Origin of the sequence: Sphingomonas sp. Ant H11 (genome assembly GCF_000797515.1) — a bacterium.
GTDB lineage: Bacteria > Pseudomonadota > Alphaproteobacteria > Sphingomonadales > Sphingomonadaceae > Sphingomonas.
Genome location: NZ_JSBN01000066.1, coordinates 1 through 26,563, shown reverse-complemented (window position 1 = coordinate 26,563; position 26,563 = coordinate 1). Strand labels below are relative to the sequence as shown.

Genomic DNA, 26,563 nt, shown 5'->3' with positions numbered 1-26,563 from the left:
GGGGGAGGGGATCGATGCCGCTCTTATCTCTCACCGCATTTGCTAAGACGCACGGCGCGACCCGTCAGGCCGCGGCAAAGTGGAAAAAGGCCGGAGTTCTGCAGTTTTCCGGCGAACTAATCGACGTCGATGCCTCTGACCAGCGGATGCGCGATGCAGGCTTGGGCCGCTTCAAGATCGAAGCGGGTAGGGCGCAACCGGCCCCCGCAACCAAGACCCGCAACCGCGCAACGGTTGCGCCTGAGGTTGCCGCCATCCTCGACGAGGTTGTCGCTGACTTCGAGGATGCCGCAGCCGATGGCGACATCGACGAGGAGATTGCCGGCGGCTTCATCGAGCAGCTGCTCGAGGGCAAGTTCCGATCGAAGGTCGAAGCGGCAGCGATCAAGGAAAATGCGCTCGCGCTGAAACATCTGCTGGTCGCCAAGAAGGAGGCCGGAAAGCTCATCGAGATCGAGCATGCGCAGATGGTGATCTTCGACGATCGCCGCGCGGCTCGTGATGCCTGGATGGCCTGGCCTGGCCGCTTTGCTCCGCTGCTCGCTGCCGATCTCGACATCGACGGAGCGAAGCTGGCGGAGGCGCTGAAGCCCTATGTCCACCAGCAGCTCGACGAGCTCGGCGAGCCCGACCTCGATTTCATCGCCGCCGACGAAGACTGACCTGCTGCGGCGCGCAGCGCGCCGCGGCTGGACCCCTCCACCCCGTATCAGCCTTCCGGAATGGGCTGACCGATATCGTGTGCTGGCAAAGGAGGCCGGCAGCACCTCCGGCAAATACCGCACCGCCCGCGTCGAGATCGCCCGCGGCCCCATGCTCGCCGTTACCGAGCCGGGCGTTCGCAAGATCACCGCGCAGGTCGCGACGCAGCTGCTCAAGTCGACGTTGATCGAGAACATCATGGGCTATCACGCCCATCTCGATCCCTGTCCGATGCTGATCGTGCAGCCCAAGGATACGGCGGCGCTCCAGTTCTCTAAGGAGCGCCTGGCGCCCTTCATCAAAGCGACGCCGGTCCTCCGCGGGCTGATCGGGACGTCGAAGACGCGCGATGCCGGCGACACGATCGACTATAAAGCGTTCCCCGGCGGGTTTCTTGGGATCGTCGGCGCTGGCAGCCCGGACAATCTGGCACGCCGTCCGATCAGGATCATCCTGTTCGATGAGGTCGACAAATATTTGCCGCTGAAGGAGGGCAATCCCCTCCTGATCGGTGCCGAACGGCTCGCAACGTTCGAATCGAATTCGCTTGATGTCGCGGTCTGTTCTCCCACCATCACCGGTGAGAGCAAGATCGAGGCTCGGCTTGCGGAATCGGACCAGCGGCGTGCGTCGGTCGCTTGCCCGGAATGTCATCACCGTCAATTTCCGGAGTTCTTCAACCATATCGATTGGGAGCATGGGTCGGACGGCAAGACTCATCGCCCCGATACGGCGCGGATCTATTGCGAGGCGTGCGGCACTGCCTGGTCGGAGGGGCAACGCCTCCGCGCCCTGGAGACGATCCGGTGGCACCAAACGCGCACGTTCGAATGCTGCGGCATCCGGCAGGATCCGCTCGAGCGATATGCGGCAGAGTGGAAAGCCGAGATCGATCCGCGCGCGGTCGACAAGGTCTGGGATTGGTGGGCCAGCAATCGCTGGGCCGTCTACCGGGCGAAGTGCAGCTGCTGCGGCACATGGGCCGTACCGAACAAACATGCCGGTTTCCAGGCGGGGAAGGAATACAGCCCTTGGGCCAATGATGCGCCGCCCGAACTGGCGGCGAAATGGCTTGCCGCAACCGATGAGGACGGCAAGCTCACTTTCTACAATACCCAGCTCGCGCGCACCTACCGCAAAAATACCGGCAAGATCCTCGATCCGGATTCGCTCCTCGCCCGGCGTGAGGTTTGGGAAGCCGAGATCCCAGATGGCGTCGCCATTCTCACCGCCGGCATCGATACGCAGGATTACCGGATCGAGATCGAAATCGTTGGCTGGGGCCGCGACGAAGAGAGTTGGTCGATCGCATATGAGGTGATTGAGGGCGAATTCGACGATCCCAAGGTGCAGGCGCAGCTCGATGCCTATCTGAGACGGATATGGCACCGCGCCGACGGCCGCCCATTCAAAATCAGCGCCGCATGTCATGATTCCGGCGGCCATCACACGAACGCAGTCTATACCTTCTCCAAGGCCAATCTCTCGCGCTATATCTGGGCGATCAGAGGCGAGAGTGCGCGAACTGGTCAGCGCAACCCGATCTGGCCGACCAAGCGGCCGAGTTCGCGCTCGAAGAAGTCATTTCGACCGGTGATCCTGGGCGTCAATGCCGCAAAGGATGTGATCCGGTCCTATCTCGGACGTACTGGGCCGGGGCCCGGATATATGCACTTCAACGTCGACCGTGACGTTGGCTACTTCGCCCAGCTGACTGCCGAGGTCATTGTCGTCAGAGAGCTCGGCGGCCAGAAATATCGCGTCTGGGAATTGCCCGGTGGTCGCGCCAACGAGGCAAGCGACTGTCGCGTCTATGCCTATGCCGCGCTCCATGGCCTGATGCACCGCGGCCTCAAGCTCAACCGCGAAGCGGAAAGGGTCGGCGCCGTCATGACGTTCGAGCCCGAACAGCCAGCTCCGGCCCCACCACAGCCTGCACCGGCAACACCGGAAACCGGCACTGCGCCGACGCCCGCCTTGCCGCCTGCAAAAATGACCGCGCGCCGCACCGGCGGCGGCCGTCGCCTTGCCTGAAGGGATCTATATGGCTCGTTTCGATCCCAGCCTCAGCATTCTGGCGGGCATGGATACCTCTGTCCTCCGCCAGCAGCTGAGTTTGATGCAGCAGGACTATCTGGACCTGAGCTCCGGCCGCAAGGTCGAGAGCGCATCCTATGCTCAGGGCGACGGCGCGAAGAGCGTGAAATATACGGTTGCGACGATCGGCCAACTGGCGATGGCAATCCGGCAGATTCAAGCGCAACTGGGTATCATCCCGTCGCCACGTCGTGCGATTGGCGTCCGCTTCTGATGGCGTCGCCACCCGCTCTGGTCGACAACCGTGGCCAGCCTATCCCATCCGCGACGATCGCGCGGATCCGCGAGGATGCCCAGCGCGGCAGCAGCCGGATGCGCGGGTCGCTCGGTGGCGGTGGCGCGGGCAATTTCTTCCCTTACGACGCGGTCAATTTTCAGTCGCAGGATCAAGGCGACTGGTTTCCGCAAGTCCGCTCGCCGGATACCGAGATCAACCTCTATCGCGACCGGATGGCCGCGAAGGCGCGTGATCTGCGCCGCAATGATCCATGGGCCAACGGCGCGATCAGCGGCATCCTCGATTCGACGATCGGCGCGCAATATCGCTTCGTTTCTAAGCCCGATTATCGCGCGCTCCGGCTCCACGCGAAGGGGTTCGACGCGGTTTGGGCCAACGAGTATCGCCAGGTGCTCGAGGCGAAATGGCGCACCTATTCCGAGGATCTCGGCCACTATAACGACGTCAATCGTCGGCTCACGATCTCGCAGCAGTTTCGCCTCGCGCTCGGTCACAAACTGGTCGACGGCGAGTCGTTGATCGTCGCACAGTGGCGACCGGACCGGATCGGCCGCGGTACCGCGACCTACGCTACCTGCTTCGAAGGGATCGATCCCGATCGGTTGTCGAACCCCAATATGGGGCCCGACACGCGCTATATCCGCGGCGGTGTCGAGATCGACGATGATCAGGTGGCGATCGCCTATCATATCCGCCGTGCCCACCAGTTCGACTGGTACAATTCGGTGGAGAGCATGCAGTGGGATCGCGTCGAACGCGAGGACCCGGACGGCTGGCGTCGCGTCTATCACGATTACGATGCCGACCGCGTCTCGCAGAACCGCGGCGTGTCGGTTTTCGCGCCGGTCATCGGCTCGCTCAAGATGCTGTCGCGCCTCTACGGGGTAAAGCTGCAGGCCGAAACCGTCGCGGCCGCGTTCGGGCTGTTCGTCACCTCGCCTTATGATTTCGAAATGGTGCGCCAGGCGCTCGATGACGAGGATCAGGACGAGAAGGCGTTCGGCTGGTACCAGGACATGCGCTCCGACTTCCATTCGGATCGCGACGTCAGCGTCACCGGCGCGCGCTTCGCGACCCTCGCGCCCGGCGAGGATATCAAGTCGGTCGCGCCGGGCGGCGGCCAGACCGATATCAAGCCCTTCGCGCACGAAATGCTGCGCGGCGTCTCGGTCGCGATTGGCGTGTCCGGCGAGGAAGTGCACAACGATTATTCGGACTCGAGCTGGTCGTCGGCGCGCGCCGGTATCGTCAAGGCGGAGAAGACCTACAATCGTCGCTGCGACGAGTTCGACCAGAACACCGCCACCCCGGTACTCGCCACCTGGCTCGAGGAGCCGTTCGAGCGCGGTGAGCTCCCGCTGCCGCGAAACGCACCATCCTATCTCGAAATGCGCACCGCCTATGCGCGTGGGCGTTGGCTCGGTTCCGCGCGTGGTTGGGTTGACCCCGTCGCCGAGCGTCAGGGCGTCGTGCTCGGCCTCGATGCCGGCCTCTCCACCATGGAAGAGGAATGCGCGAAGCAGGGCATGGATTGGGAAGAGAACCTCGAGCAGCGCGCCATCGAATACCATCGCATGGTCAAGCTCGGTCTACCGCGGCCGCAATGGTTCGGCAACGAATACACCGCGACCCAGATCTCGGCACCGCAATCACCGGAGCAAGCCTGATGTTTATCGATGTCACGCATAGTGGCGATGGGCGCACTTTGCGGCTGTCGACCTCGGCGATCGCCTATCTCGATCACGCAGAAGACGGAGCGCGCGTTCGCCTGATCGGCGGTGAGAGCTTGCGCGTCGCGGAGTCGCCAGCGGAGATCGAGGCGAGCATCGAGGCCCATTTCACAACCATCGTCGGTGTGATTGATCACACCGCTGACGGTTCGGCCATGATGCCGGCGGAAGCAATCGACCTGATCGGCATGGAACCTGCCCCCAAGGCTGTTATTGGCCGGGGAAAGAGCAAGTGACGGCCCTTCCGCGTCACCTGGTCACGCGCCTTTTCAACAACTGCGCTGCGCTCCTGCCTGCGGCGTCGACGATTGCCGTCGACCTGCTCGTGCGGGCTAGCGATCGCATCGAAGCAAGTGTTCCAGGCTCGGCCTTTGGGATTAGCGAAGATCTCGAAACCGAGGATCGCGCGCGCCCTTACGATATCGTTTGCGGCGTCGCGATCATCCCGATCCGCGGCGTCCTGATCCAGCGGCTCGGCTGGCTGTGGTCCTATGGCGACCTGTTCGGCATGTCCGGATATGATCGCATGCGCCTGCAGTTCATGCGCGCGCTCGCCGATCCCAATGTCGATGCCATCGCGTTCGATCTCGATAGCCCGGGTGGCGAGGTCGCCGGCTGCTTCGATCTCGTCGACACCATCTACCGCGCGCGGGGTAGCAAGCCGATCGCCGCCATCCTCGGTGAGAGCGCATATTCTGCAGCCTATGCGATCGCATCGGCGGTCGATCCAGGTCGCGTGTGGGTTCCGCGCACCGGCGGCACGGGCTCGGTGGGTGTGATCTACCTGCATTTGAGCATTGCCGGCTGGCTGGCGAAGAGCGGCATCACGCCGACACTGGTCACCAAGGGTGCCTTCAAGGGCGAAGGCAATGAGATGTTCGACCTGAGCGAAGATGCGCTCGAGCACATGCAGGCCGATATCGACGCAGTCGGCCAATTGTTTGACGCGACGGTCGCCCGCAACCGTGGCCTCGCGATCAAGGATGTGACCCGCACCCAGGCCGGGACGTTTCTCGGCGGCAAAGGGGTCGACATCGGTTTCGCCGACGCGGTCGCCGCGCCCGACGAAGCATTCCGGGCGCTGCTGAAGCAGCTGAATTAACCCGGCCGGGCCGCCCGGGCCCGGCTGCCAGGCTTAGCGCCAACAGGAGTGATATCATGAACACCAGCCGTCTGTCGGCCGGCGCGAGCCGATTCGCGCATTTGACCGGTCTCTCCCGCAAAGTCCGCGGCGCTGCCGAGGACGATCAACAGGACGATGAGCCGAAGGGCAAGCGATCGCGCGCTGCGGATGACGCCGACGATCAGGACGAGCCCAAGGGCAAGCGCTCGCGTGCGTCCGATGACGAGCAGCAGGATGACGAACCGAAGGGAAAGCGCTCGCGCGCGTCGGACGAGGACGACGATGGGGACGAGCCCAAGGGCAAACGCTCCCGTGCGGACGATGGCGACGACGATGGCGATAAGGACGAACCCAAGGGCAAGCGCTCGCGCGCATCGGACGAAGACGACGATTCCGATGAGGACGACGACAAGGAAGAGATGAACGGGCGCAGCGCCAAGGCTTCCGCCCGGCGCCGCGAGCAGGCGCGCATCGGGGCCATTCTCGGTCACGCTGCGGCAGCAAACAATCTCCCGTTGGCCGTGTCGCTCGCCTGCGAGACGCGGATGACCCGCCTCGAGGCCATCACGGTCCTCAAAGGCCAGGGTGGCCGCCAGCGCGACGATCGCGACGATGCCGGCGGCAATCGCCATGCGCGCCAGGACCGCTCCAGCCGCAACGTCCAGCTCGGCAGCGATAGCCATGGCCCGACCGGGCCGAAGGCAGTCAGCCACAGCTGGGACGCCGCGTTCCAGCGTGCCGGTATCAAGTCCATCCCCCGCTGATCCGACGTACCGCCACCCGGCCCCCAACATCCCCCCTTATTCCGAAAGGAGCCCCCCATGGGCACTCCCACGATCACCCCGCTTACCGAAATGCGCCGCGAAGGCGGCTTCGTCGTCTGGGATCCCAGCGACGGCATGCTCACCCGTGAATCTATCGTACTCGGCTCTGGCGCTGGGCTTTGCCTCGCCGGTCTCGTGCTCGCGGCGCAGCTGACCGGCGGCGCGGCTGCCGCGACGGCGCTCGGCACCAACGTCGGCAACGGCGCGATCGGCGCGATCACCGTGTCCGGCGCGGCCAAGGTCGGCGATTACAAGCTGTTCTTCGTCGAACCCAATGCAAATGCCGGTACCTTCATCGTCGAGGATCCGACCGGCGTCGAAATCGGCCACGGCAACGTGGCATCCGCGTTCAGCGGCGGCGCTTGGCTTCACCCTTGCCGATGGCACGACGGATTTCGTCAGCGGTGACAGCCTCACCATTTCGGTCACCGGGGCGACCAAATATTTCCCCTATGATCCGACCTCGGTCACCGGGCTGCAATATGCCGGCGCGGTGCTTTGGAGCGGCTACCGCGACGCAACCTCGGCGGATCGGCGCGCCGTCGCGAACGTGCGGGGCCCGATGAAGGTCCAGGCAGCTGAACTGACCTGGGGCGCAAATGTCACCACCCTTTCGCAGCGTACCGCAGCGCTCGCCCAGCTGACCAAGCAGGGCATCCTCAGCATCTGATCCGGCGCGGCCGAGCCGCGTCATCCCTTCCGAAAAATGCCTGTCCCTGGGTGGCTTCGCGCTGCCCGGGGCGGACCCGGTTGCGGCCCATCCCCGGCGCAGCCCCCATCGATGGAGCCTTTCCGCCATGTCCATGATCAACATTTTCCGCAACGACGCCTTTTCGGAAGTCGCGATGACCAGCCAGGTCGAGCGTATTCCCCATCTGCCGCAGACCCTGAACGACATGGATCTGTTCACGCCGAACCCGATCCGCACGACGGCGCTCGCCGTCGAGGAACGCAATGGCGTGCTCAGCATCGTGCCGATGAGTCAGCGCGGCGAACCGACAAATTCCGAGCGCACGACCGAGCGGCGCAAGATGCGCTATTTCGACGTGCCGCGGATCTTCAAGGGCGACACCATTCACAGCCATGAGCTGCAGAATATCCGCGAGTTCGGCGAAGAGACAGTGTTGATGCAGGTCCAGACCGAGGTCGCGCGCCGCCTCGGTGGACCGACCGGCATTCTGACGCATCTCGACTATACCGAAGAATATCAGCGTCTGGCTGCCGTGCAGGGCGTGTTGCTCGATGCAGATGGCAGCGTCTGGTACAATTGGTTCGACGAATTCGAGTTCGTCGCGCCGGCGGAAGTCGGCTTCAACCTCGATGCGAACATCGAATCGTCGTTGCGCCCGATCATCAACGCGATGACGCGCGACATGGCCCGGTCCGCTCAGGGTTGCTTCACCACCCAGACCAGCGTCGTCGGACTGTGTGGCGATTCCTTCTACGATAAATTCATCACCCATGTGGACGTCGAAAAGACGTTCAAGAACTGGAGTGATGCATCCGAGCTGCGCGTCGGCGGAGCCTTCAAGCATTTCAACTTCGCCGGCGTTGATTGGGTCAATTATCGTGGGTCGGACGATAACAGCTCGATCAAGATCCCCAACGATAAGGTGAAATTCTTCCCCAAGAATGCCTTGGGTATCTTCGAAAAGGCGATGGCACCGGGCGAATCCTTCGACTGGATCAACACCCCGGGCAAGGAACGCTACGTCGTTCCGATCTTCGATCGCGACCGCAATGCCTGGTGGCGGATGGAAGCGTACGAATATCCGCTGTTCATCTGCAAGCGTCCCGAGGTGCTGCGGACCGGACGCCAGGGTGCCTGATCGATGGCGATCGACTGGGACGCCATGATCCTCGGGCCCGTAATGGGGATCTTTGGAGAAGGCGTCCCAGTCGATCGTGCTTCGTGGCCGACCTACACGCCGCTCGGCCTCGCACCCTTTCAACTTCCCGATGCGGTGTTTGATCGCGCCTATGCCGACATCACCATTGATGGCGAAGGATCCGAGGTCACAACGCGCAAGCCGTGCCTTGGCGTGAGAACTTCCCTATTCCTGCGACGTGAGCCTCTGCAGGACGACAGGGTTTTCGTCCCGTCGGTGCCAGGGACCTTCATCGTCAAGGATGTGCGCCCGGACGGACATGGGCACGCCAAGCTCATCCTGATGGGCCCAATTCCGTGACTACGTCGGCTGAACTGCTTGATCTCGTTGTTGCGGCCCTCCGGGTCGATGGCGCGACCGTCGCCGGGAGCCGAGTATACCGACCAGGCGACCGTCCGACGCAGAACGACCAGTATCCCAACTGGCGCGCGCGGGTCGTACGGGAGACCAAGCAATCGCTCGGCCGTGGCGGCGGCCCCGCCTTCACTGTCACCACGACGATCCGCTTGATCGGAGAAGTCTCGGCGATTGCGGCGGTGGGTGACGCTGGCGCAGCGGAGGCCGAAGCCGAACTGTGGCGTATGCAGCGTGAGGCGGAGGTAGCGATCGTGGGTAGCTATCTGCTCACGACCAAGATCTCGCAGATCGCTTCGATTGACAGCCAGCTCTCGTACAACTCCGATGGCGAGACGCATCTGGCGGGTATTCAGTGCGACCTCGCGCTGGAGTTTTACCAAGGGCCGGAAGACTTCGCGCCGACCGAGAGCGACGATCTCAATGAAATTGACGGCCGCTGGCCCGCATTCCCGCCAACCGGCTTCACCGCCGATCTTACGCGCTGAGGAAATTCCTATGAAAATTGTCTCCGTGCCGGGCCGTCTGGTCCGGGACCCCGCGACGCGTCGTCCGGTCGACTCCGATGGGATCGACATCGATCCCACGGACCTGGTCTGGGCGCGCCTGTTGGCGGACGGCGATGTTGCCGCTGCCCCGGTCGAGGCCCCGCCTGCGCCGAAGGGCGCATCCCCGCGCACCGCACCCGACCAGGAGGCTTGAACCATGCCGATCCCGTTCAAAAATATCCCGTCGAACCTGCGCGTCCCGCTCTTCTACGCCGAGCTCGACAATTCCAAGGCCAACACTTCGGCGCAGACGCAGCGCGCCCTGTTGATCGGCCAAAAACTGCCCAGCGGCACCTTCACCGCCAATGTGCCCGCGATTTGCTCATCGCAGTCCGACGGCCGCACCGCTGCAGGACCAGGGTCCATTCTGGCGGGCATGATCGACGCTTATCGCGATGGCGATCCGAGCGGTGAGATGTGGGTCCTCCCGCTGATCGACGATGTCGCCGCAGTTCAGGCGACCGGGGCCATCACGTTCACCGGCCCGACGACGGCGATCGGCACTCTGCCGCTTTACATCGCGGGTCGCACCGTTTCCCCGATCATCGCAAGCGGGCAAACTGCGGCGCAAGTGGCAACCACGGTCGCGGCAGCGATCAATGCGACGTCCGGCCTCCCGGTGACCGCAGTCGTCGATGTAACCGTCGCCAGCAAGGTCAACCTGACCGCCCGCAACGGCGGCGAATGCGGAAATGATATCGACATCCGCTTCGCATTTAAGGGCCCCGCCAGTCAGGAAGCGATGCCGGCTGGGCTAGCCGCCTCGGTGACCCCCATGGCGAACGGTGCATCCAACCCCGTGCTGACGACCGCGTTGTCGAACCTGCTCGACACATCGTTCGATTTCATCGTCTGCTCGTTGACCGACACCGTCTCGCTGGCGGCGATCGCCGCGCTGCTGAACGACGCGACCGGCCGGTGGTCCTGGTCGAGCCAGGTCTACGGTCATTGTTTCATCGCGAAGCGTGGCACGGCTGGTGCCAACGCAGCGTTCGCCACCACGCTCAACAACCAGCAAATCACGTGCATTCCGTTCAACGATTCCCCGACGCCGACATGGAAATGGGCGGCGGCTTTCGCGGCTGTCTCGGCGGTCAGCTTGCGCGCGGATCCCGGCGTGCCGTTGCAATATCTGACCGTTCCGAATGTGCTGGCACCGCCCCTTGCGTCGCGCTGGAGCCTGACCACGCGCAACAACACATTGCTCTATGGTGGCTGCTCGACTTGGACGGTCGATGCATCGGGAAATCTCGTCATCGAAATATGGTGACGACCTATGTCACCAATGCGGCTGGCCAGCCCGACAATAGCTATCTCGAGATCGAGACGCTGTTCCTGATCGTGTTCGTGCTGCGGTCGCTGTCGGCGATGGTCACCGCCAAATATTCGCGCGTGAAGCTCGCGGCCGATGGCACGCGCGTGAAGCCGAATTCGAACGTCGTCATGCCGTCGACGATCCGCGCCGATATCATCGCGTTGTATCGGGACCTCGAAGACCAGGGTTACGTCCAGAAATCGGCCGAGTTCGCCGCTGGCTTGGTCGTCGAGAAGGACGCGACCAACCCCAACCGCGTCAACGTCCTACTGCCAGCCGTGTTGATCGGCCAGCTGCGCACCTTCGCGGTGCTGCTGCAGTTCCGCAACGCCTGATCCCCTAACAATCTGGAGAGCGCCGCGATGGCCAATGACCCAAACCGGCTTGCCGGCACCGCTTCTGTCACGATCGACGGCCAGTCCTTCACCATCGTCGGCGAGGGGACGTACCGGCTGAGTTCGGCCCATCGCGAAACCCTCAAGGGCCAGACCGGCGTCGAAGGGTATTCGGAGATGCCGATGGAGGGGAAGATCAGTTGGAAAGGACGCGACGGTTACAATGTCGACATCGCCGCGCTCAACGCGGCGACCAATGCGACGATCGTGCTCTCCCCTGCCAACGGCAAATCGATCATCGGCCGCAATATGTGGCGCACTGGCGACCCGATCGAGATCAACACCGAAGACGGATCCTTCTCCATCGAGTTCGATGGTCCCGACGTCATCGCAGCATAAGGCACCCTTTGATGAGCGAACTCCCTGACCAGCTGACCATCACCCTGCGCAAGCCGGTGACGCTGGGCGAAACCTTCACCGAAATGCGCCTGGCCGAACCGACTGGCGCACAGATGCTCGAGATCGACAAATATCGCGGCGTCGAGGCCGACTTGATGTCGCTCGCGATCGTCTCGGGCATCCCATTGCCAGCAGTGAAGATGATCGGCGCGCGCGATATCCGCGCCGGGTCACGCTACCTCGCTAGTTTTTTGTTCGACGACCCGAAGACTGGCGACAGCGACACGTAATTCTCGCGAGGGCCTTCGGCTGCCTGCCACCTGCAATACTCGCCCATCCATGGTCGATGCTCAACGAGTGGTGGGAGCTTGGCGGCTTCGTCGAATGAAGGGGGCATGATATGACTGCCCAGGCAACGTTCGGCATCGATATCACAGCCTCCGACAAGACGGACAAGGGCAAGAAATCTGCCGAGAGAAACCTCGGTCAAATCTCCAAAAATCTCGGATCGATCGACCGCAAGGCGGCCGAACAGCGCGAGCGAACGGTCAGCGGATCGGGCCGACGCATGGCGCGGACGTTCGGTGAGGTAGAAAAGGCTGCAGCCCGCGCCTTCGGCGGGAAATCGATCACCGGTGGATTATCGGACCGCCTCGGGGCAGCTCGCTCCGCAGCGTCTGCTCTTGGATCCGGCTTGGGTGAGGCATCGGCAGCGGGCGGAGTGCTCGAGGGCGCGCTGGGCGGGGTCGCGGTCGCTGGCGCTGCCACGATCGGGGTGTTGGCCGCGGCGGCCTATGCCGCGTTCAAGGTCGCAGATGGCTGGGCGAAGGGGGCCGCGGCGATCGGCCGAACAGCCGAGATCATCGGCGTCGGCACAAAGGCGCTGCAGGAATTCAGTCTCGCGGCCGAACGTTCCGGGGTTGACCGTGGGACGGCCGGCGCGGCCCTTGGCGGCCTTTCGCAGACCCTGAACGACGCGCGCTATGGGCGCAATAACGATGCCCTTGCTCTTCTGGCCCGGATGGGCGTTTCGCTGAAGACCAAAAGCGATGGCACGGTCGGCGTAGAGGCAATGCTGCCGCAGATCGCTGATGCGGTCAGCCGCCAGAATTCGTCTGGACGCCGCACGGCCGCTCGCATCCTCGGTATCCCGGAGTCTGCGCTGCCCGCCTTCAGCCAGGGTGGTAAGGCCCTGTCACAGGATATGGAACGCGCCGGGAAGGAAGGCGCTGTCATCGATGACGCTGGTATCACGACCGGCAAGCGCATCGCACGACGCGACACGATCGGTGCCCAAATGGCAGAGCGCGGCACCAATGCTGCGTCGCGGATGGTTGCCGAAGGTGTTGATACCGTAGGACCGCGGTCATTTCGAGCGCGCGATCCATGATGAGCAGCTCCCGCACCAACGAGCGCGCTTCTGCAACCAGCGAGCGTGCTGCTGATAAACTTGAACGCGCTTCATCGCGCTTCGAAGGCGCGGTCAATTATGCCGGTGGCGGAGGTGGAAGACTGACGCGTGAGGGCGCGATCAGCGAAGCGCGTAAGGGGGTTACCCTCCGCGACAAGCTTGTTGCCCGGGGAGTCCCGTTCAGTGACGCGACGGCCATAGCGGCGAATGCGGTGCGGGAAAGTGGCGCGAACTACCGAGCGCGCGAAAGAGGCGGGAATGGTCGTGGACTGTTCCAGGTAACTGACAAGGCGCGGAAGGCGCTCTTTCGACGGATAACGGGCGTCGATATCGAGAACGCGAGCGAGGATCAGCAAATCGATGCGATGCTGTACGAGCTCCAACATTCAGAAAAGAAGAATTGGCAGCGTGCTCGAGCGAACGGCAACGATGCTGGATCCGTGGCAGCGGGCTTCGCGCGCTATGTTGAACGCCCTGCAAACCCGGATCGAGATGGTGCAGAGCGCGCGGCCGTCGCTAGAGCCCTATCCGCGATCCCCGTTCACGTCACGGTTGAGCACAAGAATGCACCGCCTGGGACACGCACGACTGTCAAGGCGGGGAGCGGGCCCGCGCCTGCAGTGAGCCATGCTTTTGAGCCGGTGCACGGCGGATGAGATCGTGACGATCTCTTTCGTCCTCGAACCGAGAATGGAGGCCGAAAATGGCATTGCCTAACAGCGGTCTTCTGCCGGCGACATTCCGCGGCGTTCCATTTATCGTCACCAATGACGAAATTGGCGGCGGGCGACGCCAGGTTGTCCACCAATATCCAGGGCGCGACGACCCATGGACGGAGGATATGGGTCGCGAAGCCCGTCGCTTTCGCTTTCGCGGCTTCATTTTGGACGGATCTATCCGATTTGCGGGCGGCCCTGTGCAGTTGCAGCGTGCTTTGCTTATTGCAGCGCTCGAGCGGTCGGGCGCGGGGATGCTCACGCATCCAACGCTCGGGATCCTTCAGGTGTGCGTCACGCGCTTTAACGTCGGCCAAGAGCTCGACGCCGGGCGCAAGTCGAGCGTTGACATCGAGTTCGTGGAGAGCGGAAAGCGCAATTTCCCGTCTATTCTATCATCGTCATCCGGCCTGCTCAGCGCAGCCAATCTTGGGAAGCTCGCTCTTGCCGTCGATGGTGTGCGACTGATCGCACTTGCGGCCGCAGCCGGCGGTCGGCGGCAGGATATGAGGATCACTGCCGCCTCCTGGAGCAGCAAGGCAATTGCGCTCGGCGCTGATGCCACCTCGTTGCATCGTCTCACCGCTCAGCTTCCAGGCAATTACGGTCGCTTCAGCGCCGGGGGCAATGCGGGTTTCTCCGACCGGACAAGTGCGGCCTATTCGCCAGGTACGACCGTCGCGACGCTGATTGGTGTAGCCTCGGGTGCGCGGGTCGGAATTGCGGCAGCAGCGCAAGCGCTGATGACCGCAGTCTCGACCACCGACCTTGGCTATGCGCAGGACGTCGCCAGCTCGATCGTCGCAATGGTGCAGGCGCTCGCGGATGCCTGCGCCGACCCGGCCGATGCGATCCGATTGCTTGAGCAACTGCTCGCTTACGATCCCGGCCGCACGGAAGCTACCACCGCGATCGGAACGGCGATCAACGGTATGGTGCGCCGTGCCGCTACCTCGTCGCTGGTTGTCGCGGCGGGGCAATATCAGCCGACCAGTGCAAATGACGCGGCCGCGATGGTGCAGCGCCTGGTTTCGCTTATCGACGCAGAGGCGACGATCGCGGCGGACGCTGGCGACCGCGAAACCTATAGTGCGTTGGCCGCTGCGCTCGGCGCGGTCGTGCGCGACCTTCGCGCACGCGGGGCCAATCTCGCGCAGGTCCGAACCTTTCGCAGTCCGCGCGCAACACCGGCGCTCGTCCTGGCGCAGCGCTGGTATCGCGATCCGTCCCGTGCATCTCAAATTGTCACTCAGAGTGGCGTGCCGTCGCCGCTTTTCATGCCAACCGAATTGCTGGCGCTCGCCGCATGACGGATGCTCATAGGCCGGATGGAGATCTTTCGATCGAGGTCGGCGGCAACGCTATCACCGGCTGGGAAGCGATTGACGTCACGCTTCGCGCCGAAGCTTTCCCGAACAGCTTCGCGATCGGCCTTTCCTCAAAGGAGCCCATCACCAGCAAAGCGGTCGTCGCGAAAGCCGGTGACCCATGCGTGATCAAGATCGGCAGCGATACCGTGATCACGGGATACGTCGATCGCGACAGCAATACGACCAGCGCAGATGGACACACCCTCTCTTTGATTGGGCGTGGGAAGACGCAGGATCTCACCGACTGCTCGGCTGAGTGGAAAGGCGGCCAGATCCTGAGCGCAACCGGGTTGGAAATCGCCAAGAAGCTGGCTGCTCCTTATGGGATTGAGGTCAAACTTGCTGCAGGCGCTGATGCTGGCCAGCCGGTTCCACAAACCAACATTACATATGGCGAGACTGCTGCTGGGATCATCCAGCGGAACGCGCGGAACGCAGGATTGCTTGCCTATGAAGATTCGGACGGCGCGCTGCTTCTTGCGCGTGTCGGAACCGTCAAGGCCGCCAGCGGCGTAAAATATGGGGTTAATGTCCTCGATTCATCGGTTACCAACGCAATGGACCAACGATATTCCGAGGTCCGCTGCGCAGCACTTTCGCAGAATACCTTCGGCGATATTGCCGGGGGTGATGACTCATTCTTTTATTTCACTGCATCCGACCCGAATGTTCCGCGTCATCGGTTGATGTATCTGGTGACCGAAGCGGCATTTTCACCGCGCTTCTTCACCGAATTGAAGGCCAAATGGGAGGTGGCACGGCGCGCAGGTCGTGCGGGTGGCGCATTCGTCACGATCGATAGTTGGCGTGATAGCGCCGGCACGCTCTGGAAGCCCAACACCCTCATTGATGTCGACGTCCCGGGCCTGCGCGGCGAGGGCCAGATGTGCATCTCCGAGGTGACTTTTCACCGATCGAGCGAACGCGGGACCGTTGCGGACTTGTTCGTCATGCCACCATCGGCATTCGCTCCGGAACCGATCAGTCTGACCAATCTCAACACGGCAGATATTGCGCCAGATTCGACGTCGCAATTGGTGCTGCCATGATGTCGCGAATTCTCAATCTGATCGGTCGCGGTCGCCTCACGCTTGTGAAGGACGACAAGGACGTTCAGCGCCTTCAAATATCGGAAGGGAACACCGGGAGCGACGAAGGCGAAAGCCTTACGGACGATATCGTTATGATTGGCCTGTTCGGCTTATCGAGCAATGCACCGGAAAAAACCGAGGTGGTGCTGCTTCGCCTCGGCGGAGATCGGTCCCAGACAATCGCCGTTGGAGCCAATCATCGGCCATCGCGGCCCAAAAATTTAGCGCCTGGCGACACGATGCTCTACCGGGCGAAGGACGGCGCGCGCGGCGCGTATATCTGGCTCAAAGACGGCGTACTCCAGATCGATGCGGCCGGTGGCGATGTTGTGGTCCAGAACGCGGCTACGGCGACAATCAAGGCATCTACGAAGGTTCGCCTGGAGACGCCAAAGGTGGAGACGACTGGCGACTTCATCAGCCGATGCGACGGCACACCGGTCAGCATGAACGCGCTGCGCGATGCGTACCACGCGCACAAGCACACCGGCGGCACGATCAGCGGCAACACCGGGACAACTGATCATGACGCTTGAGGTGGCCTGTGGTTGACATCGCCACGATCTGGGACGCCGCAGCTGGTATCGGAGATTGGACGCTTTCGATCGGTCGGTCGAATGTCATTGTCGATGCTCGAGGTGCGTCGATCCGCGATGGGGAAGGACGCCAATATCTCGCGGCTGAGGAGGCGTACACGCCCGGGACCGGGTTGGTTTCCGACCAGGACTTGCAAACAGCGGTCCTGATCAGCCTATTCACCGATGCGGAAGCTGGGGCGGATGACGTCATTCCCGATGGGTCCGGAGATCCTCGAGGATGGTGGGCCGGACCCATCGGCTCCAAGCTGTGGCTGCGCGAACGGTCCAAGGCGATGCCCGATCTCCCGGAGTTGATCCGCAATGATGTCGGCCAAGCCTTGCAGTGGATGATCAATGACGGCGTGGTCGCATCGATCGCGGTGACCGCAGAATATCAGGATGCGAAAACGATCGCCGCCCAGGTCGTGCTTCGTCGGCAAGATGGCACGCAGATGGCCATGCAATTCGCGCGCGTTTGGGAGACAATCTAATGCCTTTCGCACGCCCCAATCTGTCGCAGATCCGCGTCACCGCCGCGACCGGGATCAACTCCGTCCTGACGGGGCTCGATGCGCTGCTGCGCTGGTCCAACCTCGGCATCATTGCCGAGGTACTCGCGGGCCTGGTGGACGGTCTCTACGGCTACCTCGATTGGATCGCGCTGCAGAGCAATCCCTTCACCGCGACGGACGAGTATCTCGAAGGATGGGCGGCCCTCAAAGGCGTCACGCGAAAGCCGGCTACCAGCGCGGTTGGTGCGGCCATTTTTGCCGGGACCAATAGCACCGTGGTTCCCACTGGATCTCTGGTCAGCCGATCGGATGGCGTGAGTTACCTCACCACTGCAGACGCAACTGTCATCGCAGGTGCAGCTACGGTACCGATCCGCGCTTCCGTTGCTGGGATCGACGGGAATGGCGCTGCGGGTGTCGCGCTTACCTTAGGCGTTGGCATCTCCGGGATCTCCGCATCTGGGACAAGTTCCGGGCCTTTGACGGGAGGGGCAAGCGTCGAGACCGACGCATCCCTGCGCAGCCGAATGCTGATTGCCTATCAGAAGCCACCCCAAGGCGGATCGATCGATGACTATGGCGAATGGGCGCTGGCGGTGCCCGGCGTCACGCGGGTGTGGGTGATACCGAGCGGGATGGGCCCGGGGTCCGTCGTCCTGTTTTTCATGATGGATGATGTGCAAGCGGCTCATGGAGGCTTCCCCCAGGGTTCCAACGGCTGCGCGCGCCTTGAGACACGCGATACGCCTGCAACCGGGGATCAGCTCGCGCTCGCGAATGCCCTGTATTTCCAGCAACCAGTGACCGCCTTGGTCTACGCCGTCGCACCAACGCAGAATGTCATCGGCCTGACGATCGCCGGGCTTTCGACGGCCAGCACCGCGACCAAAGCCGATATTGCGGCAGCCGTTGCGAATGCGCTACTGGTCGCAGGGCGGCCAGGCGGTGTCACGAATATATCAGCGATCGAGGCGGCGATCGCGGCCGTGGCACTGACGGGCGGCTTCGTGCTGACCAATGTCTCAGCATCGGCCGGCACAGTCTCACCAGGCGCGACTGGCAACATCACCTCGAATGCCGGCGCACTGCCCGTGCCGGGCGCGATCATTTACATATGAGGGCCGAACCCGATACGTTGGATGGCGGTGGCGGCGGGGATCCTGGCTCGCCGATCACGACCCCCGATCCAGCACCAAACCCAACACCGACACCGGTTTCGACACCACCGGCATCCCCTGCGGCTACGCCTGCGCCGCCCAGCCGCCCGCCTCCAGTTCCGCTCCCGGCGCTGCCGAAGCCGCAATTACCGGCACCACCCGCGCCAGTCGGTGTCGCGCGCTACAGCGAAGACGACTACACCGATGTCGCGCTTTCGCTGCGCCCGCGTGGCCGCGTCTGGTCGCTCGACCCGAACGGCGTACAAGCGCGCGTTTTTTCGAGGTGTAGCCAAGACGCTTGTTGCCCTTGATGCGGCGGCAAATTCGATCCTGGCGGGTAGTCTCCCCGGATCATCGCTATCTGGGTTCATCCCGGAATGGGAAGCAACGCTCGGCTTGCCAGATCCTTGCGCGGGAGACGCGCCGACTGTGCAGCAACGCTGTGATCAGATCCGCGCGCGCTTCGTTGGCGGCGGCGGACAGTCGCGCCAGCACTATCTCGACATGGCCAAAACGCTCGGTTTTACGATTACAATCACAAATTTTTTCGCCGTTCCGGGTCGGCCATAGCAGCATCAACGAGCCGATAAACGACGAACGCTGGACGTTCATCTGGGGCGTAACGATCGTTTCCAATTTCGGCGGCGCGCCGATCGATGTGCTGCTTTGCGAGCTCGCCGCTGGCCGCCCCGCAGGAACGGACATCATTCTACTGTCCTGAAGGGGATTATTATGCATCGGATCGATGGACCGACGGCAGCGCCCGCGCTGCCGTCCCCAGCCGCCGTGTCGGGTACGCCGGGTTATTGGTCGAGCGGCGACCCTACCACATCAGTGCCTGCAACGGTTCCAACCCAAGACTGGTTTAACACCGTTCAGGAAGAGCTGGTCGGCCTTGTCATAGCGGCGGGCCTCACGCCTGACAAAAGCAACCATAGCCAATTACTTTCGGCTCTTCGTGTCCTGTTCGTGGCGCAGGGGGGTGGAAGCGGGGTCATAATCGGCGCGAGCCAGGCGACAATCCCAATTGCGGGAGGTTTCCTTTTAAAGGTCGGAACTGCCTCAGGAACCTACTCGGAAGGTCAGCTGACGGTCACCTTCGACAACCCGTTCCCGGCCACATGCTGGGCCTTGATCCCTGTGTCCATCAACTCTTCGGGCACAAATACCAAAGACATTTGGCCTCAGCGGCAATCGCGAAGCGCGGATTCGGTCACTCTGTTCATGAATTTGGGCGGCGGCGGGACCACCAATTCGATCGATGGCATCGACTTTATCGCGCTCGGAAACTGATCGACAAAACCTAATTTTTGGAGTGCCGACATGCCCACAATTGGGGATTTTAGCCCGCCAGCATTGCTGGACGGGACGGAGAAGATCGCCGGCTGGAAAGACGGAAAAGACGTCGGTATTCTGGTTGATCAGCTCATTAGTAAAGCAACGAGCTTTGCTGAGATAGCCAGAACCAATGGCCTCTGGGGTGTCCTGCCTACTGATAGTGATAAAGTCGCGCTAAACAAATTCGCGGACTATGCAATCACGCAAAATCCTGGATTTCAAAGCACGATCCCTGGACCGCCCGACAACACTTATACCAACCTCGAAAGGTTTAGGGCATCCGATGTAACGCTCAAGGTCGCAAAGCTCGTAGGAATCGAAAGCATTCCAGATGGTGAATTTTTCTTCAAGACAGATGCCCCACCTTATGTCGAGGATGGCATTACAACCATAAAGGCTGACAGCACTAGGCTCGATGAAGGGGCATGGGTCCGCCAGAAGGGCAACGCCATCGGTTACCAGTGGGCCGGCACCCCGACCGATGTCGATAGCGCCCTGCGAAACCTCCCAACGCTGCTAGACGCTTTTGCGAAGACGACCCAGACACAGATCATCGCGGGCACCTGGACCGGAGATCTGTCGACAGCAATCCGTGCTGCGGTCCAGGGAAAAGATCATTTCGTGATCCCACCCGGGACCTTCCCCTTCAAGGGCGATATCGTTGAGGTGACCACGCCGGGCCTAGTGGTCCACGGTATGGGCGGGGTGTTGAAGAAGATGGGGGGCTCCGGCTCCGACGGTGTCGGAATTCTCGTTTCCACCCACGCTCAGCTTCTCAATATACATATCGACGCCACCGATCCGAATCCAACGCTGGGCGGAAATTACAACGATCTGCTACAGGTCGATTTCACGCCAGAAACGCCCTCCAGTCGCGTGTTTATCCAGAACTTAAAGGCCAAGGGCTCCTCCTCGAACGTGCTCGTGCACCGTGGCGGCCTCTTGGAGGTCGATGGTCTCTTCGCCTGGAATACATACGCAAACGGCCTCCAGCTTGTCGCGTCTAATATGTTCGGCCGTCGCATTCGGATCTATACGACCGTCACGCAAAACGGCATCTTCGCCACCTCGTCGGGCGGTAGTCTCGACACTGGCGACGTCATCAGCAACGTCCATCTTGAAGACGTATACATCGAAAACTCTGCGGATACCGGAATCGAATTAGGTTATGGCTGCCACGACTGCACCGCGACCAACTTCATAACGGTGAATTGCGTGAATCCCGGCGCATTAGGGCGGGACAACCAGCGTTGCACCTTCAGGAATGGGCGCATCTACGCACCCGCCTATTCAGATCAGATCAGCAGTTACAATGCCGTTGCGATGGTGCCTTATTTCCGGGGAGCAAGTTACGAAACTGGCAGTTCGTTTGAAGACATCGAGGTTATTGGGCCATGCAAGGTGGCGGCGTTTTATCTCGGTCAATCTGCGGTGCGGGTCACTGGGCTAAAAGCCAATGCATTTGCTCCAGGTACTGCCCCGGCAACTGACGGAAGCAACCTTTTAGGCGCTGGACTGATGCTCGCAGGGGACGTCAGCAAGGTTTACGCTCGCGGAGTCGTTGATGGCTATTCAACAGGGTTCACCGCTACATTTGACGGTGCCCCGCACACCTGCTCGGGCCTTGATGTAGACATCAAGGCAACCCGCGTTGACACCGCAGTCAGCCTCTACAACATCGACGCGCGCGAGACTACGATACGCTTGGCACCCGGATCGTCCTACCGAACTCTAGCGATCAAGCTTGCTGGGGCCAGTCTTATACCCTCATCCTCAGTCCAGAACCGCCGGGTCACCTTCGAGAATCACGCGAGGCCGGACGCCATAACCTTTACCTCTCCGCCCGGCGGAGACTTTGATACCAACGGCGGCCAGCTTCTGTTCCCCGGCGGTCGGTTTGTACCGGCACCAGTGGCGGTGGACGACTTCTCACCGGTGCTGACGCAAGCCTACGCGATCGGAATCTACACGGTCATGAACATGACGACCAACAAGACGGCGACGTTCGTGGTCGATGGTGGATCGGGGCTCAGCCTTAAACTAAAAGGCGATGCGAGCTTTGGTGACGATTCCAGCGCGACGGGCATTCGCCTTGTCTTTGTTAGCGGAGCGCTTGGCTTCCAGCAGAAGGACACCGGTGCAACATCGGGCATCTGGCTCAAGATCACCGGATCAGGAGTGGCATAATGTTCAAGATATGCGTCACCGATGCTGACACTAGCGACAACCTCTACTGGGATGGTGGAATGTTGCGCCGAAGTCCCGAGCGCGGGCTCTCTTTCTCCTCCGAAGGGGGTGCGAGGGCCTACCTCCAGAAGGATTTCAACGATCCGAGTTCCCCGGTTCATCCGCAGCTATGGGACGATACGACGGTACCGCCGACCGAGCGGTTTGAGATAGTGCCCGCGTGAGCGCACAAGTGCCGCGTGCTCCGACATGGAAAGACTGGTGGGCACCCGCAGCGATCGTGATCACGCTGATCGGCGCGACGATGACAGGCGGCGGCTACCTCAACGAGCTCCAACAGCACGAGCGCCGGATCACGGCCCTCGAAGAGAGCAATAAACAGCTCAACATGATCAACGAGCGAACGGCCAGAATCGAGGCCAAACTCGAAATGATCGCGCCGCCAAAATCCGGACCAATGCCATGATCGAGGGCGGCGTCATCCTCTGCCTCGTTGGTTTCTTGCTGGCGCTGGCAAACCCGGTCGAACGGGCGATCGCGCAGCGCCGCTATGCCCAGGTCGGGGCATTCGAGGACACGTTGCGCGGGGCGTTCCCGCTCCATCCGCCGACGCCAGCGTTCGACGATCTCGTCTCACGCGCCGAGGCAGCGCTGGAACAGGACGCCCTTTCGCGTGGCATCCGCGCCACTGCGGCGACGTACGACCAAGCCTCCGAAGGCGATGCCTGCCGGGACTTACCCCACACACTATCCCGTACCCGAAAGGAAATCCGATGACGCTGCTCGCAAAGTGGCGCGCCTGGTTGTGCGCGCGTCTCATCGATGACTGGCACCGCGCCTATACCTTCTCCTCGATCCGGCTCGCCGCGATCGGCGCGCTGATCGAGACGTTCGTGCAGGCCTTTCCCGGCACTGCGTCGGAAGTCTGGAATGCGATGCCGCAGGATCTGCGCGCGCTGCTCCCGTCGTGGCTGACCGGATCGTTCCCGATCCTGCTGCTGGTCGCGATCGCCGTCGCGCGCATCACGCGCAAGGTGCCGACCGATGGCAAATGATGCCGCCTCCCCGGCAGCCGGTCGGCAAAGCGAAGTTTGCGGCGGTCATCGTCGCGATGATCTCCGGCGTCATCGCGATCGAGGGCGGCTATGTCGATCACCCGGCCGATCCCGGCGGCGAAACCAATATGGGCATCACGCGACGGACGGCGACGCAGAGCGGCTATACTGGCCCGATGCGCACGCTGCCACGCGCCGTCGCCGAGAGCATCTATTACGATCGCTATCTCGTGCAGCCGGGCTATGCCGCGTTGGTGCCAGTCGACGCGGCCGTCACCGAGGAATTGTTCGATACCACGGTCAATATGGGGCCAGCGCGCCCGTCGACCTGGTTTCAGCAATCGATCAACGCGCTTTGCGGCACGCGGCTGACCGTTGATGGTCGCGTTGGGCCCGGGACGATCGCCGCCTATCGCGCCTGCCAGGTGCGGCGCGGTGCCGGTGCGCTCTGCATCGCCACGCTCGACGCGCTCGATCGCCAGCAGAGCGCCGAATATGTCCGCCTTGTTCGCGCCAATCCGAAGCTGGGCGTGTTCCTCAAAGGCTGGCTTGCGCAGCGCATCGGCAACGTCGATCGCCGCAAATGTCGGGGAGCGCGCGCATGACGATCGTGACGCAAGTCGAGCAACTGGCCGAGGACGCTTTGCCGCAGGTGCGTTCCGCCAACTGGGTTTTCCGCGTAATATTTGGGCTCGCTGTCGCCGCGGCGATCGGCGCGGCGTTCTGGTGGATTGTGATCCGCCCGGGCCAAATGGCGGCGAAGGTTGGCCAGGCCAAGGTCGATGCCTCGCTGGGCCAGGCCACCGGCGACATCGCGACCGCCGCGATCCCACAAATCAACGATGCCGCCCGGCAAAAGGTCGAGGTGGATGTGCAGGTCCAGAAAGGACAGATCGATGTTCGACAAGCACCCGATGCAGGCGTGGCGGTGCATGGCGTCGCTGATGCTCTGCGCCGCAACCTCTGCCTGTATGACGACCTCTACCGTGCTGACCCAGGCTGCCAGCCCGTGCATGAAGATCCTGCTGGCGTCGGGCCTGCTGGATCCGACGCCGGGGGCGCAACTGGCGCTGATCGACGGTAGCGCGGGTGGCGACGGTGCGTTCGGCCTGGCGCAGACTGGCCAGCTGGTGAAGGCCAATATCGACAAGCGCACCGCGAAGGCGATCGGGACGTCGTGCGACGCCCAGTGGTCCGCTGCCCTCAAGGCTGCGCGACCGCGCAAGCGCTTCCTAGGGTTGTTCTGACCGGTCGACGCGTGGCATAGTGGGCCTGCCGCTCTGAGCTTAGCCGTTAGGAGTGGCCCGCGCGCGCGGTTGAACGCAGGCACCGGTTCGCCGGGTGGCCTGCAAAATAAAAGACCCTTCGGGGGAATATGCAGGGCGTGGTTCCCTGTGTTCCTGCGCGGCTAACCACCCGGTTCGGGTCGGTTGGCCGCGCAGCGATCCTCCAAAACTTGCGGCCGACGCCGCTGCACCAATCCTGCTGCCGACACCATCGGCCAGGCCTTCGGCGATCGCCCGATCGTCTACCATCAGCGCGCGTAGCCGACGTGCTTCTTTCCCCAAAGGACGAAGCCTGAATGAATGCGTCAATCGCTGTTCGCCCACCCGCGCCCTATCTTGGAGGCAAGCGCAACCTCGCCAAGCGTCTCACCGCCATCATTGATGCGATCCCGCACAGAACCTATGTTGAACCTTCGTCGGGATTGGCGGGGTCTTTCTCCGTCGGCCGAAGGCGGCACCGGTCGAGGTGATCAATGACTTGTCGGGTGATGTGGCGAACCTTTTCCGGGTGATCAGGCGTCATTATGAGCCGTTTGTTGCCGAGCTGCGCTGGCTGATCGCCAGCCGCGCTGAGTTTCAGCGGCAAAGCAGCCTGGATCCACGGCTGCTGACCGATATCGAGCGAGCGGTCCGCTTTCTCTACCTCCAGCGCCTGGCGTTCGGCGGCTGCGTCGTCGGCCGCTCCTTCGGCGTCGATCATCGTAGCAGCTCAAGATTTAACCAGGCCAAGCTCCACACCGAGCTCAAACTACTGCGCGATCGCCTCGCACCGGTGACGGTCGAGCAGCTTGATTATGCCGAAGTCATCCGGCGCTACGATAGTGAGGCGACGCTGTTCTTTCTCGATCCTCCCTATGATGGGACAACGGGATACGGGCTCGAGTTCGGCCACGACCATTATCTCGCGATGGCAGATCAGCTTGCCGGTATTCGTGGTCGCTTCGTTCTATCGATCAACGACACGCCCTTCATCCGCGCTACCTTCGCCCGCTTTGCGATCGCCGAAGTCGAGACAAGTTGGTCGGTTTCGACCGCGTCGACCGGTGGTGCGAAACGGATGACCGAATTGATCGTCCAAAACTGAAAACGTGGGTATCGCACGAGCGAGAGTGGGTATTATGCCCATTCTCGCTCTCGAAATCCGCAGATTTCTGTGCCTTTTTTTGACCGGGGCGGAGGGTGCCTCCGCCATTTTATAGGGGTAGCCCGGCGATTCTTTGCCGGCCGGGCGAGGCGGCGAGAAATTCGTATTACCGGGCGTCGGTTTCAGAGCGATTAAGGTACGCCCACGCCGGATCATCGCGCCAACCGATGCGATTGTACCGGTCGAATGCCTCCGCCTCCGTCCCAGGCTTCGGGATGACGGTCTTAGCGGAAACGTCCACATCGTGCTCGGCGAGAAAGTCGGCCTCAATCCATGAGGCGCTCTCCACGCGGCTGAGGCGATGCCAGACTTTCGCGCGGCAGTGGGGGCAGTCCTCTGGCATGTAGGCCGGGCTCTTGTCCGGCATAGACAGGGCCAGGTCGCCACCGCAGCATGGATATTCACCGAAGATCATCTCCGATGCTCATATTCGAAGAAGCGCCAGGCCATGTCGTTCTCGCTCGCCGGGGGCTGAGGCTTGGTCGACATCGCGTCCTCGATGCCGTTGAGCTCGTCCCGGATCGCTTGGATTTTCCGCGTCCACCACGCCTCGATCCAGGTGTGATCGAATAGGGTTGCGCCCTCCCGGTTCGTCCCACCGCGTTCCATCGGGTTTCGGTCAGGCGTCATTACCACGACCTTGATGTCGGCCTTCCCCATTTCTTTCAACTTACGCTCGAGCCGCATCCTTTCGCGCGGGGCGATGACGACAATGACGTCGCCAGCGCGCGCGCGCTGCAGCAACCCTTCAGTTTGGCCGGACCGCCGGCTCGACTGCTCAAACACGATCCGCGCCATCGTCATTGCCGCGCCGAGCCCGTGATCTTCCATCGCAAAACTCCAGTCCCCAGGAGCATCATATGCTGACCAACGCCGTGGTGAAAGCCGCGAAGACGCAGGCGCGCGCCTATAAGATGGCGGACGGGCAGGGGCTGTATCTGCATGTAGCCCCCACCGGCACCAAATCTTTCCGGCTGCGCTATCGCGACCAGGACGGGCGCGAGCAGACGTTGACCTTTGGCGCGATCTCGCTTGCCGAAGCTCGCGCCAGGCGCGACGTGGCGCGCGCGGCGATTGCGCGCGGCGAGGATCCTCGGCCGGACGCGTCCGCCGTCACCAGCTTTGAGGGCGCGCGCGGGCGTGGCACGCGCATCGCGCGTCGGG

At 62.4% G+C, this 26,563-nt stretch carries 39 protein-coding genes; 37 read left to right on the top strand and 2 right to left on the bottom strand.

All coding sequences use genetic code 11. The annotated features are described in order from the left end of the window. The 36 genes from NW75_RS22995 to NW75_RS13390 all read left to right on the top strand — a co-directional run. A partial coding sequence (locus NW75_RS22995) for a hypothetical protein (protein ID WP_231565204.1) occupies positions 1-662 on the top strand: 662 nt, incomplete at its 5' end. A gap of 79 nt (positions 663-741) precedes the next feature. Then, positions 742-2,736, top strand: a complete 1,995-nt coding sequence (locus tag NW75_RS13540; RefSeq protein WP_197057814.1) for a phage terminase large subunit family protein — start codon at positions 742-744, stop codon at positions 2,734-2,736. A gap of 10 nt (positions 2,737-2,746) precedes the next feature. Next, a complete protein-coding gene (gene gpW, locus NW75_RS13535) occupies positions 2,747-3,013 on the top strand; it encodes a gpW family head-tail joining protein (RefSeq protein ID WP_033965724.1) in 267 nt (88 codons plus the stop codon). Next, positions 3,013-4,704 carry a phage portal protein gene (locus tag NW75_RS13530; protein ID WP_033965723.1) on the top strand — a complete coding sequence of 564 codons (1,692 nt, stop codon included), beginning with the start codon at positions 3,013-3,015 and terminating at the stop codon, positions 4,702-4,704. The genes gpW and NW75_RS13530 overlap by 1 nt, the downstream gene beginning before the upstream one ends. A 38-nt stretch (positions 4,705-4,742) precedes the next feature. After that, positions 4,743-5,003 (top strand): hypothetical protein, encoded by a 261-nt coding sequence (locus NW75_RS13525; RefSeq protein WP_137902310.1) that lies wholly within the window; start codon positions 4,743-4,745, stop codon positions 5,001-5,003. Next, the gene (locus NW75_RS13520; protein WP_033965721.1) at positions 5,000-5,869 is read left to right on the top strand and encodes a S49 family peptidase; all 870 of its coding nucleotides are present in this window, start codon (positions 5,000-5,002) and stop codon (positions 5,867-5,869) included. The genes NW75_RS13525 and NW75_RS13520 overlap by 4 nt, the downstream gene beginning before the upstream one ends. Positions 5,870-5,925: 56 nt before the next feature. After that, positions 5,926-6,654 carry a hypothetical protein gene (locus tag NW75_RS22990; protein WP_052192407.1) on the top strand — a complete coding sequence of 243 codons (729 nt, stop codon included), beginning with the start codon at positions 5,926-5,928 and terminating at the stop codon, positions 6,652-6,654. Positions 6,655-6,744: 90 nt separating this feature from the next. After that, entirely contained in the window at positions 6,745-7,122 is a 378-nt protein-coding gene (locus tag NW75_RS26605; protein ID WP_231565203.1) for a hypothetical protein, read from the top strand. Continuing rightward, on the top strand, positions 7,019-7,384 hold the full coding sequence (locus NW75_RS23845; RefSeq protein WP_231565205.1) for a head decoration protein: 366 nt from the start codon (positions 7,019-7,021) through the stop codon (positions 7,382-7,384). The genes NW75_RS26605 and NW75_RS23845 overlap by 104 nt, the downstream gene beginning before the upstream one ends. A 127-nt stretch (positions 7,385-7,511) precedes the next feature. Continuing rightward, entirely contained in the window at positions 7,512-8,543 is a 1,032-nt protein-coding gene (locus NW75_RS13505) for a major capsid protein (RefSeq protein WP_033965719.1), read from the top strand. Positions 8,544-8,546: 3 nt separating this feature from the next. Then, positions 8,547-8,903 carry a head-tail joining protein gene (locus NW75_RS13500; protein ID WP_033965718.1) on the top strand — a complete coding sequence of 119 codons (357 nt, stop codon included), beginning with the start codon at positions 8,547-8,549 and terminating at the stop codon, positions 8,901-8,903. Next, complete coding sequence (locus tag NW75_RS25235) at positions 8,900-9,445, top strand: hypothetical protein (RefSeq protein ID WP_052192405.1); 546 nt, start codon at positions 8,900-8,902, stop codon at positions 9,443-9,445. The genes NW75_RS13500 and NW75_RS25235 overlap by 4 nt, the downstream gene beginning before the upstream one ends. A 10-nt stretch (positions 9,446-9,455) precedes the next feature. After that, positions 9,456-9,659 (top strand): DUF2635 domain-containing protein, encoded by a 204-nt coding sequence (locus NW75_RS25230; protein WP_033965717.1) that lies wholly within the window; start codon positions 9,456-9,458, stop codon positions 9,657-9,659. A 3-nt stretch (positions 9,660-9,662) separates the two neighbouring features. Next, positions 9,663-10,775, top strand: coding sequence for a phage tail sheath subtilisin-like domain-containing protein (locus NW75_RS13485; protein WP_197057810.1), 1,113 nt, complete (start codon positions 9,663-9,665; stop codon positions 10,773-10,775). Beyond that, positions 10,772-11,155 (top strand): phage tail sheath C-terminal domain-containing protein, encoded by a 384-nt coding sequence (locus NW75_RS25225; RefSeq protein ID WP_197057809.1) that lies wholly within the window; start codon positions 10,772-10,774, stop codon positions 11,153-11,155. The genes NW75_RS13485 and NW75_RS25225 overlap by 4 nt, the downstream gene beginning before the upstream one ends. A gap of 27 nt (positions 11,156-11,182) precedes the next feature. Beyond that, positions 11,183-11,554, top strand: a complete 372-nt coding sequence (locus tag NW75_RS13480) for a phage tail tube protein (protein WP_033965715.1) — start codon at positions 11,183-11,185, stop codon at positions 11,552-11,554. Between the two features lie 11 nt (positions 11,555-11,565). Then, positions 11,566-11,844: a phage tail assembly protein gene (locus NW75_RS13475; protein WP_033965714.1), complete on the top strand. Its 279-nt coding sequence runs from the start codon at positions 11,566-11,568 to the stop codon at positions 11,842-11,844. A gap of 110 nt (positions 11,845-11,954) precedes the next feature. Further along, on the top strand, positions 11,955-12,944 hold the full coding sequence (locus NW75_RS13470) for a hypothetical protein (RefSeq protein ID WP_033965713.1): 990 nt from the start codon (positions 11,955-11,957) through the stop codon (positions 12,942-12,944). After that, positions 12,944-13,621: a phage tail tip lysozyme gene (locus NW75_RS13465; protein WP_197057808.1), complete on the top strand. Its 678-nt coding sequence runs from the start codon at positions 12,944-12,946 to the stop codon at positions 13,619-13,621. The genes NW75_RS13470 and NW75_RS13465 overlap by 1 nt, the downstream gene beginning before the upstream one ends. Positions 13,622-13,668: 47 nt before the next feature. Continuing rightward, positions 13,669-14,991 carry a DNA circularization protein gene (locus NW75_RS13460; RefSeq protein WP_033965711.1) on the top strand — a complete coding sequence of 441 codons (1,323 nt, stop codon included), beginning with the start codon at positions 13,669-13,671 and terminating at the stop codon, positions 14,989-14,991. Further along, entirely contained in the window at positions 14,988-16,100 is a 1,113-nt protein-coding gene (locus tag NW75_RS13455) for a phage baseplate assembly protein (protein WP_052192404.1), read from the top strand. The genes NW75_RS13460 and NW75_RS13455 overlap by 4 nt, the downstream gene beginning before the upstream one ends. Continuing rightward, positions 16,097-16,678 carry a phage baseplate assembly protein domain-containing protein gene (locus NW75_RS13450; protein ID WP_033965710.1) on the top strand — a complete coding sequence of 194 codons (582 nt, stop codon included), beginning with the start codon at positions 16,097-16,099 and terminating at the stop codon, positions 16,676-16,678. Before NW75_RS13455 ends, NW75_RS13450 begins: the two co-directional genes overlap by 4 nt. 8 nt (positions 16,679-16,686) lie before the next feature. Next, the gene (locus NW75_RS13445; RefSeq protein ID WP_052192403.1) at positions 16,687-17,211 is read left to right on the top strand and encodes a phage GP46 family protein; all 525 of its coding nucleotides are present in this window, start codon (positions 16,687-16,689) and stop codon (positions 17,209-17,211) included. Next, positions 17,211-18,350 carry a baseplate J/gp47 family protein gene (locus NW75_RS13440; protein WP_033965709.1) on the top strand — a complete coding sequence of 380 codons (1,140 nt, stop codon included), beginning with the start codon at positions 17,211-17,213 and terminating at the stop codon, positions 18,348-18,350. Before NW75_RS13445 ends, NW75_RS13440 begins: the two co-directional genes overlap by 1 nt. A 21-nt stretch (positions 18,351-18,371) precedes the next feature. Next, positions 18,372-18,959 carry a putative phage tail protein gene (locus NW75_RS28280; RefSeq protein ID WP_443024481.1) on the top strand — a complete coding sequence of 196 codons (588 nt, stop codon included), beginning with the start codon at positions 18,372-18,374 and terminating at the stop codon, positions 18,957-18,959. Continuing rightward, positions 18,856-19,110: a hypothetical protein gene (locus NW75_RS25220; protein WP_197057816.1), complete on the top strand. Its 255-nt coding sequence runs from the start codon at positions 18,856-18,858 to the stop codon at positions 19,108-19,110. Before NW75_RS28280 ends, NW75_RS25220 begins: the two co-directional genes overlap by 104 nt. An 11-nt stretch (positions 19,111-19,121) precedes the next feature. Then, a complete protein-coding gene (locus tag NW75_RS24490) occupies positions 19,122-19,682 on the top strand; it encodes a gp53-like domain-containing protein (protein ID WP_137902316.1) in 561 nt (186 codons plus the stop codon). 30 nt (positions 19,683-19,712) lie between these two features. After that, positions 19,713-21,914, top strand: a complete 2,202-nt coding sequence (locus tag NW75_RS13430) for a hypothetical protein (RefSeq protein ID WP_137902317.1) — start codon at positions 19,713-19,715, stop codon at positions 21,912-21,914. Then, positions 21,914-22,138, top strand: a complete 225-nt coding sequence (locus NW75_RS25215) for a hypothetical protein (RefSeq protein ID WP_033965605.1) — start codon at positions 21,914-21,916, stop codon at positions 22,136-22,138. Before NW75_RS13430 ends, NW75_RS25215 begins: the two co-directional genes overlap by 1 nt. Further along, on the top strand, positions 22,135-22,380 hold the full coding sequence (locus NW75_RS13420) for a hypothetical protein (protein ID WP_033965604.1): 246 nt from the start codon (positions 22,135-22,137) through the stop codon (positions 22,378-22,380). Before NW75_RS25215 ends, NW75_RS13420 begins: the two co-directional genes overlap by 4 nt. Next, entirely contained in the window at positions 22,377-22,691 is a 315-nt protein-coding gene (locus NW75_RS13415) for a hypothetical protein (RefSeq protein ID WP_033965603.1), read from the top strand. Before NW75_RS13420 ends, NW75_RS13415 begins: the two co-directional genes overlap by 4 nt. Then, complete coding sequence (locus tag NW75_RS13410; protein ID WP_033965706.1) at positions 22,688-22,969, top strand: DUF7940 domain-containing protein; 282 nt, start codon at positions 22,688-22,690, stop codon at positions 22,967-22,969. The genes NW75_RS13415 and NW75_RS13410 overlap by 4 nt, the downstream gene beginning before the upstream one ends. Next, positions 22,966-23,574: a glycoside hydrolase family 108 protein gene (locus NW75_RS13405; protein WP_231565201.1), complete on the top strand. Its 609-nt coding sequence runs from the start codon at positions 22,966-22,968 to the stop codon at positions 23,572-23,574. The genes NW75_RS13410 and NW75_RS13405 overlap by 4 nt, the downstream gene beginning before the upstream one ends. Beyond that, positions 23,571-24,053 (top strand): hypothetical protein, encoded by a 483-nt coding sequence (locus NW75_RS13400; RefSeq protein ID WP_137902319.1) that lies wholly within the window; start codon positions 23,571-23,573, stop codon positions 24,051-24,053. The genes NW75_RS13405 and NW75_RS13400 overlap by 4 nt, the downstream gene beginning before the upstream one ends. Further along, positions 23,983-24,216, top strand: a complete 234-nt coding sequence (locus tag NW75_RS13395; RefSeq protein ID WP_010402983.1) for a hypothetical protein — start codon at positions 23,983-23,985, stop codon at positions 24,214-24,216. The genes NW75_RS13400 and NW75_RS13395 overlap by 71 nt, the downstream gene beginning before the upstream one ends. Before the next feature lie 505 nt (positions 24,217-24,721). After that, positions 24,722-25,339 (top strand): DNA adenine methylase, encoded by a 618-nt coding sequence (locus tag NW75_RS13390; RefSeq protein WP_331386149.1) that lies wholly within the window; start codon positions 24,722-24,724, stop codon positions 25,337-25,339. Positions 25,340-25,505: 166 nt separating this feature from the next. Here NW75_RS13390 and NW75_RS13385 read toward each other — a convergent pair whose 3' ends face one another. Both NW75_RS13385 and NW75_RS13380 read right to left on the bottom strand, forming a co-directional pair. Next, positions 25,506-25,814 carry a hypothetical protein gene (locus NW75_RS13385; protein WP_033965704.1) on the bottom strand — a complete coding sequence of 103 codons (309 nt, stop codon included), beginning with the start codon at positions 25,812-25,814 and terminating at the stop codon, positions 25,506-25,508. After that, on the bottom strand, positions 25,811-26,230 hold the full coding sequence (locus NW75_RS13380) for a hypothetical protein (RefSeq protein WP_033965703.1): 420 nt from the start codon (positions 26,228-26,230) through the stop codon (positions 25,811-25,813). Before NW75_RS13380 ends, NW75_RS13385 begins: the two co-directional genes overlap by 4 nt. A 29-nt stretch (positions 26,231-26,259) precedes the next feature. Between NW75_RS13380 and NW75_RS13375 the strand changes: the two genes are divergently transcribed. Then, positions 26,260-26,563: Arm DNA-binding domain-containing protein (locus NW75_RS13375; RefSeq protein ID WP_033965702.1), on the top strand; the 304-nt coding region annotated here is incomplete at its 3' end.